Genomic DNA, 7,513 nt, shown 5'->3' on the forward strand with positions numbered 1-7,513 from the left:
CGCATGCCATTGACATCCAACGGACGGCCCCCAGAATCCTATTTGGGAGCGCTCCCACCCCCTCTCTCCTTTGCTCAGTCCGACATGAAGCCTCTACCAGCGGTTTCTCGACGAGTCCACCCTGGAGGACCCTTTCAATGTCTCGATTCCCCATCAGAGCGGGAGCGCTCCCACGCTTCCGGAAACGGGTCGCCGCGCTGGCGCTGCTCAGCCTGGCGGCCGGGACGACCACCGCGCTGGCAGCCTCCCCCGCCCTCGCGGCGGTCTCCTGCGAGGTGACCTACGCGACCAACGACTGGCAGGGCGGCTTCACCGCCAACGTGTCGATCAAGAACCTGGGCGACCCGCTGACCGGCTGGACGCTCGGCTTCGCCTTCCCCGACGCCGCGCAGAAGGTCACCCAGGGATGGAGCGCCACCTGGTCGCAGAGCGGCCAGGCCGTCACCGCCAGGAACCTCGACTGGAACGGCAACCTGGCCACGGGCGCCTCGACGAACATCGGTTTCAACGGCAGCTGGTCGGGGGCCAACCCCAAGCCGACCGCCTTCACGATCAACGGCACCACCTGCGGCGGGACCGGGCCGGTCAACCAGCCCCCCACCGCGAGGATCACCAAGCCGGTCGCGGGAGCCACCTTCACCGCGCCCGCCACGGTGGACATCACCGCTGACGCCGCCGACGGCGACGGCACGGTGGCCAAGGTCGAGTTCTTCAACGGCACCACGCTGCTGGGCACCGACACCAGCGCGCCCTACGCCTACAGCTGGGCGGCCGTGCCCGCCGGCGACTACTCCCTCACCGCGAAGGCGACCGACGACAAGGGCTCGGCCACCACCTCGGCGCCGGTCGGGATCAGCGTCCAGGCGAACTCCGCCCCCGCGGTGCTCCTCACCCCGGCCACGCTCGCCGTCCCCGAGGGCGGCGGCGCGGACCTGTCGGTCAGGCTCTCCAAGGCCCCGGCCGCGAACGTGACCGTGACGACCGCCAGGACGACCGGCGACGCCGACCTGACCGTCGCCTCCGGCGGGTCGCTGACCTTCACCCCCGCCAACTGGAACACCGCCCAGACGGTCAGGATCGCCGCCGCCGAGGACGCCGACCAGACCTCGGGCAGCGCGGAGTTCACCTCGACCGCCACCGGCCACACCTCGGCCAAGGCGACCGCGACCGAGGTGGACAACGACACCACGGGCGGCGACAACGAGTACGTCAAGCGGTTCACCACGATGTACAACAAGCTCAAGGACCCGGCGAACGGCTACTTCTCGCCGCAGGGCGTGCCGTACCACTCGGTGGAGACCTTCATGGTCGAGGCGCCGGACCACGGGCACGAGACCACCTCCGAGGCCTACAGCTACTACCTGTGGCTGGAGGCCGCCTACGGCAAGGTGACCGGCGACTGGAGCAGGTTCAACGACGCCTGGGCCTCGATGGAGAAGTACATCATCCCGGCCACCGCGGACCAGCCGACCAACTCCTTCTACAACCCGTCCAAGCCCGCCACCTACGCCGGCGAGTGGGACGACATCAAGCAGTACCCCTCCAAGCTGGACGGCGGCGTCTCGGTCGGCAGCGACCCGATCGCGAACGAGCTGAAGACCGCCTACGGCACGAACGACGTGTACGGCATGCACTGGCTGCTCGACGTGGACAACACCTACGGCTTCGGCCGCTGCGGCGACGGCACCACCAAGCCTGCCTACATCAACACCTACCAGCGCGGCCCGGAGGAGTCGGTCTTCGAGACCATCCCCCAGCCTTCCTGCGACACCTTCAAGCACGGCGGCAAGAACGGCTACCTGGACCTGTTCACCGGGGACAGCAGCTACGCCAAGCAGTGGAAGTACACCAACGCCCCCGACGCCGACGCCCGCGCCGTCCAGGTGGCCTACTGGGCGCACACCTGGGCCAAGGAGCAGGGCAAGGAGGCGCAGGTCGCCTCCTCGGTGACCAAGGCCGCCAAGATGGGCGACTACCTGCGCTACGCGATGTACGACAAGTACTTCAAGAAGCAGGGCTGCACGAGCACCACGTGCCCGGCCGGCACCGGTAAGGACAGCTCGGCCTACCTGCTGAGCTGGTACTACGCCTGGGGTGGCGCCAACGACACCTCCGCCGGCTGGGCCTGGCGGATCGGCTCCAGCCACAACCACTCCGGCTACCAGAACCCGATGGCCGCCTGGGCGCTGTCGAGCGTGGACGCGCTCAAGCCCAAGGGCACGACCGCCGTACAGGACTGGAGCACCAGCCTGAAGCGGCAGCTTGAGTTCTACCGCTGGCTGCAGTCGAGCGAGGGCGCGATCGCCGGTGGCGCCACCAACAGCTGGCAGGGCCACTACGCGGCCCCGCCGTCCACGCTGCCCACCTTCTACGGCATGGCCTACGACTGGCAGCCGGTCTACCACGACCCGCCGTCCAACCAGTGGTTCGGCTTCCAGGCCTGGTCGATGGAGCGGGTCGCGGAGCTCTACTACGCCACCGGCAACGCCGACGCCAAGCTGGTGCTGGACAAGTGGGTCAAGTGGGCGACCGACAACACCACGGTCAACGCCGACGGGACCTTCCGGATCCCCTCGACCCTGGTGTGGACCGGCCAGCCCGACACCTGGATCCCGGGCAACCCGGGGCCCAACGCCGGGCTGCATGTCAGCATCCGGGACTACACCAGTGACGTCGGCGTGGCGGGCTCCTACGCCAAGGTGCTGACCTACTACGCCGCCAAGTCGGGCGACGTCACGGCCAAGACCGTCGCCAAGGGCCTGCTCGACGGCATCTGGAAGAACAACCAGGACGCCAAGGGCGTCTCGGTGCCAGAGACCAAGGCCGACTACAACCGCCTCAACGACCCGGTCCACGTCCCGGCCGGCTGGACCGGCAAGATGCCCAACGGCGACGTGATCGACTCCAACTCCACCTTCATGTCGATCCGGTCCTTCTACAAGAACGACCCGGACTGGCCGAAGGTCGACGCCTACCTGAAGGGCACCGGCCCCGTGCCGTCCTTCAACTACCACCGGTTCTGGGCCCAGGTCGACGTGGCCGTCGCCCTGGCCGAGTACGGCCGGCTCTTCCCCTGACCGGCTGACCGACTGATCGACTCGTCGGCTGATCGGCTGACCGGCTGACCGGCCGGCCGCCGGCCGGCGGCCGGCCGGTCCCTCCGAGACCTCGGGGCGCGGCGGCACCCCTGACCTGCTACCGCGCCCCGAGCACCACCTTCCGAGAGGCGCCCCTCTTGACGTCCTCCCCAGGGCTGAGGCCCGGAGTCTCCACGCTCAAGGAGTTTCGATGAAGAGATCCCTGGCGGCGCTCGCCCTGCTGGCCCTGGTCGCCGTACCGGTGCCCGTCGCCTCTGCCGCCGCGGCGCCGGCTTTCGGCTACGGCGAGGCGCTGCAGAAGTCCCTGTGGTTCTACGAGGCCCAGCAGTCGGGGAGGCTTCCGGACTGGAACCGCGTCGGCTGGCGCGGCGACTCCGGGCTCGACGACGGCAAGGACGCCGGGCTCGACCTGACCGGCGGCTGGTACGACGCGGGCGACCACGTCAAGTTCGGCCTGCCGATGGCGGCCAGCGCGACGATGCTCGCCTGGGGCGCGGTGGAGTACCGCGACGCCTACGCCTCCTCCGGGCAGCTCCCCCACCTGCTGAACAACCTGAAGTTCGTCAACGACTACTTCGTCAGGGCCCACCCGTCGCCGAACGTGCTCTACGGGCAGGTCGGCAACGGCGGCAAGGACCACGCCTGGTGGGGGCCGGCCGAGGCGATGGGGATGGAACGGCCCGCCTACAAGATCGACGCTTCCTGCGGCGGCTCGGACCTGGCTGGGGAGACCGCAGCGGCGATGGCGGCCTCGTCGATCGTCTTCCGCCCGACGGATCCGTCCTACGCCGACACGCTCGTGACGCACGCCAGGCAGCTCTACTCCTTCGCCGACACCGTGCGGAAGAAGTACAGCGAGTGCATCTCCGACGCCCAGGGCTACTACAACTCCTGGAGCGGCTACAACGACGAGCTGGTCTGGGGGGCGATCTGGCTGCACCGGGCCACCCAGGACGCCTCCTACCTGGCCAAGGCCGAGAGCTACTACGACAACCTCGGCACCGAGCCGCAGTCCACGACCCGGTCCTACAAGTGGACGATCGCGTGGGACGACAAGTCCTACGGCGCCTACGTGCTGCTGAGCAAGCTGACCGGCAAGCAGAAGTACCTCGACGACGCCAACCGCTGGCTCGACTACTGGACGGTCGGGGTCAACGGGCAGCGGGTGAGGTACTCGCCGGGCGGCCAGGCCGTACTGGACCGGTGGGGGTCGCTGCGCTACGCGGCCAACACCTCGTTCGCGGCGCTGGTCCACTCGGACTCCATCACCGACGCGACGCGTAAGGCGAGATATCACGACTTCGCGGTCAGGCAGATCGACTACGCGCTCGGCGACAACCCGCGCAACTCCTCCTACATGATCGGCTTCGGCGTCAACCCGCCGAGGAACCCGCACCACCGCACCGCGCACGGCTCCTGGACCGACCAGATGACCAATCCGGCCGAGACCCGCCACACCCTGTACGGCGCGCTCGTCGGCGGCCCGCCCGACCCCGACGACAAGTACACCGACAAGCGCGACGACTACGTGATGAACGAGGTCGCCACCGACTACAACGCGGGCTTCACCAGCGCGCTCGCCCGCCTCTACAAGGAGTACGGCGGAGCGCCGGCGGCGAACTTCCCCACCCCGGAGACCCCCGACGGCCCGGAGATCTTCCTGGAGGCCGGGGTGAACGCCTCGGGCCCGGCGTTCACCGAGATCAAGACGATCGTCAGGAACCAGTCCGCGTGGCCCGCGCGCCCGCTGACCAACGGCTCGTTCCGCTACTACTTCACCCTCGACGGCGACACCACCGCGAACCAGGTCACCGTCACGTCCAGCTACAACCAGTGCGGGGCTCCGTCCGGGCCGACCCTGCTGTCCGGGAAGACCTACTACGTCACCGTCGACTGCTCCGGCACGTCGATCGCCCCCGCGGGCCAGTCGCAGCACCGGCGCGAGGTCCAGTTCCGCATCGCCAGCTCGGGCACGTGGGACCCGTCCAACGACTGGTCGTACAAGGACGTCGCCACCACTCCCGGCGCGACCCCGGTCCGCGTCTCGAACATGACGCTCTACGCGGGCACGGCGAAGATCTGGGGCAACCCGCCGGGCGACGAGCCGCCTCCGACGGAGGACGAGACCGCCCCGACCAGGCCCGGCAGGCCGGCCGTCTCCGCCGTGACCGGGAGCACCGCCAGGTTGACCTGGACCGCCTCCACCGACAACGTCGGAGTGAGCGGCTACGACGTCTACCGGGGCACGGCGAAGGTCGGGACCGCCCCGTCCAACACCTTCGACCTCACCGGGCTCACTCCCGCGACGGCCTACACCGTCCACGTGGTGGCCAGGGACGCGGCGGGCAACTCCTCGGCGGCCTCCGAGAGCACCGCCTTCACCACGGCCCAGGCCCCGGCCGGCGGCTGCACCGCCGTCTACAAGGTGACCAACTCCTGGCAGGGCGCCTTCCAGGCGGAGGTGACCGTCAGGAACGAGGGCGCCTCGGCCATCAGCGGCTGGACCGTCACCTGGAGGTTCCCCGACGGGCAGACGGTCAGCCAGCTCTGGAACGGCACGCACACCCAGACGGGAGCGGACGTGTCGGTCAGGAACGTGGGCTGGAACGGCGGCCTGGCCCCCAACGCCTCGACGGCCTTCGGTCTCACCGCGAGCCAGAACGGCGCCAACGGCGTCCCCGCCCCGGTGGCCTGCACCGCGAGCTGACCCCCTGCACAACGCCGCGCCCCGGACCTCCACCGGGGCGCGGCATCCCGTACGGCGCCGCGCTCCGGGTCTCCGGCGTGAGACCGCGAGCACTGCGCCTCCTCTTTCCCGGCCGGGCGCGACGACCCCTCCCGCCCGGCCGGTCATCCCCCAACCGAGGTAGATCATGAGAACACGACTCGCGACGCTCGTCGCGCTCCTGCTGTCGTTCTTCCTGCCGCTCTCCGTCTCGACGCCGTCCGCCCACGCCGCCACCGGCCTCCACGTGAGCGGCACGAAGATCCTTGAGTCGGGCGGCACCGCGTTCGTCATGCGCGGCACCAGCCACGCCCACACCTGGTACCCGGACCGGACCGCGTCGTTCGCCGGCATCAAGTCCCTCGGCGCGAACACGGTGCGCGTGGTGCTGAGCGGCGGGCGCTGGACCGCCAACGGCGCCGCCGACGTGGCGAACATCGTCTCGCTGTGCAGGCAGAACAAGCTCATCTGTGTGCTGGAGAACCACGACACCACCGGGTACGGCGAGCAGAGCGGCGCCTACACCCTCGATCAGGCGGTCGACTACTGGATCAGCGTGAAGAGCGCGATCGCCGGCCAGGAGGACTACGTCGTCCTCAACATCGGCAACGAGCCCTTCGGTAACAACGCCACCACCCCGGGCTGGACCCAGGCCACCTCGGCCGCGATCACCCGGCTGCGCGGCGCCGGCTTCCAGCACCTGATCATGGTGGACGCGCCCAACTGGGGCCAGGACTGGGGCTTCACCATGCGCGACAACGCGGCTGCGGTCTTCGCCGCCGACCCGCAGCGCAACACGGTCTTCTCCGTCCACATGTACGGCGTGTTCGACACGGCCGCGGAGGTCACCGACTACCTCCAGCGGTTCCAGACCGCCGGACTCCCCCTGGTGATCGGCGAGTTCGGGTTCAACCACTCCGACGGCGACCCGGACGAGGACACGATCATGGCCCAGGCGCAGGCCCGGGGCGTGGGTTACCTCGGCTGGTCCTGGAGCGGCAACGGCGGCGGCGTCGAATACCTCGACCAGGTGACCGACTTCAACGCGGCTGCCCTGACCACCTGGGGCCGGCGGCTCTTCAACGGCCCGAACGGCATCGCCCAGACCTCCGTCGAGGCAGCGATCTACGGCGGCGGCACGCCCGACACCGAGAAACCCACCAGGCCCGGCAAGCCCGCCGTCTCCGAGATCACCGCCACCGGGGCCAAGCTGACCTGGACCGCCTCGACCGACGACCGCGCGGTCACCGGCTACGACGTCTACGCCGGCACCGTCAAACTCGGCTCCTCGACGAGCAACTCCCTCACCCTGACCGGCCTCAGCCCGCAGACCGCCTACACCGTCCACACCGTCGCCCGCGACGCGGCCGGCAACCTCTCCGCCGCCTCCGACAGCACGTCGTTCACCACGACCGCGACCCCGCCGAGCGGCTGCGCCGCCGCCTACAGGACGACCAACTCCTGGCAGGGCGGCTTCCAGGGCGAGGTCACCGTCACCTGCACCGCGGCCGTCACCACCTGGAAGACCACCCTCACCTACCCCGCCGGCGTCACCGTCACCCAGTCCTGGAACTCCACCCTCTCGGCCACCGGCACCGCCTTCACCTTCACCAACGCCGCCTGGAACGGCACCGTCCCCGCCGGCGGATCGGCCACCTTCGGCTTCCTCGGCTCCTGGACCGGCTCCGGC

General features: G+C 69.8%; 3 protein-coding genes. All 3 read left to right on the forward strand.

Going from position 1 to position 7,513, the window contains the following annotated elements; genetic code table 11:
* Positions 1 to 137: 137 nt before the first annotated feature.
* Positions 138 to 3,077, forward strand: coding sequence for a glycoside hydrolase family 48 protein (locus CA984_RS24530; RefSeq protein WP_086575907.1), 2,940 nt, complete (start codon positions 138 to 140; stop codon positions 3,075 to 3,077).
* A gap of 211 nt (positions 3,078 to 3,288) precedes the next feature.
* Positions 3,289 to 5,805, forward strand: a complete 2,517-nt coding sequence (locus CA984_RS24535; RefSeq protein WP_086575908.1) for a glycoside hydrolase family 9 protein — start codon at positions 3,289 to 3,291, stop codon at positions 5,803 to 5,805.
* A gap of 166 nt (positions 5,806 to 5,971) precedes the next feature.
* On the forward strand, positions 5,972 to 7,513 hold a 1,542-nt coding region (locus CA984_RS24540; protein WP_086575909.1), incomplete at its 3' end, for a cellulase family glycosylhydrolase.

Origin of the sequence: Streptosporangium minutum, assembly GCF_002149035.1 — a bacterium.
Classification (GTDB): domain Bacteria; phylum Actinomycetota; class Actinomycetes; order Streptosporangiales; family Streptosporangiaceae; genus Streptosporangium; species Streptosporangium minutum.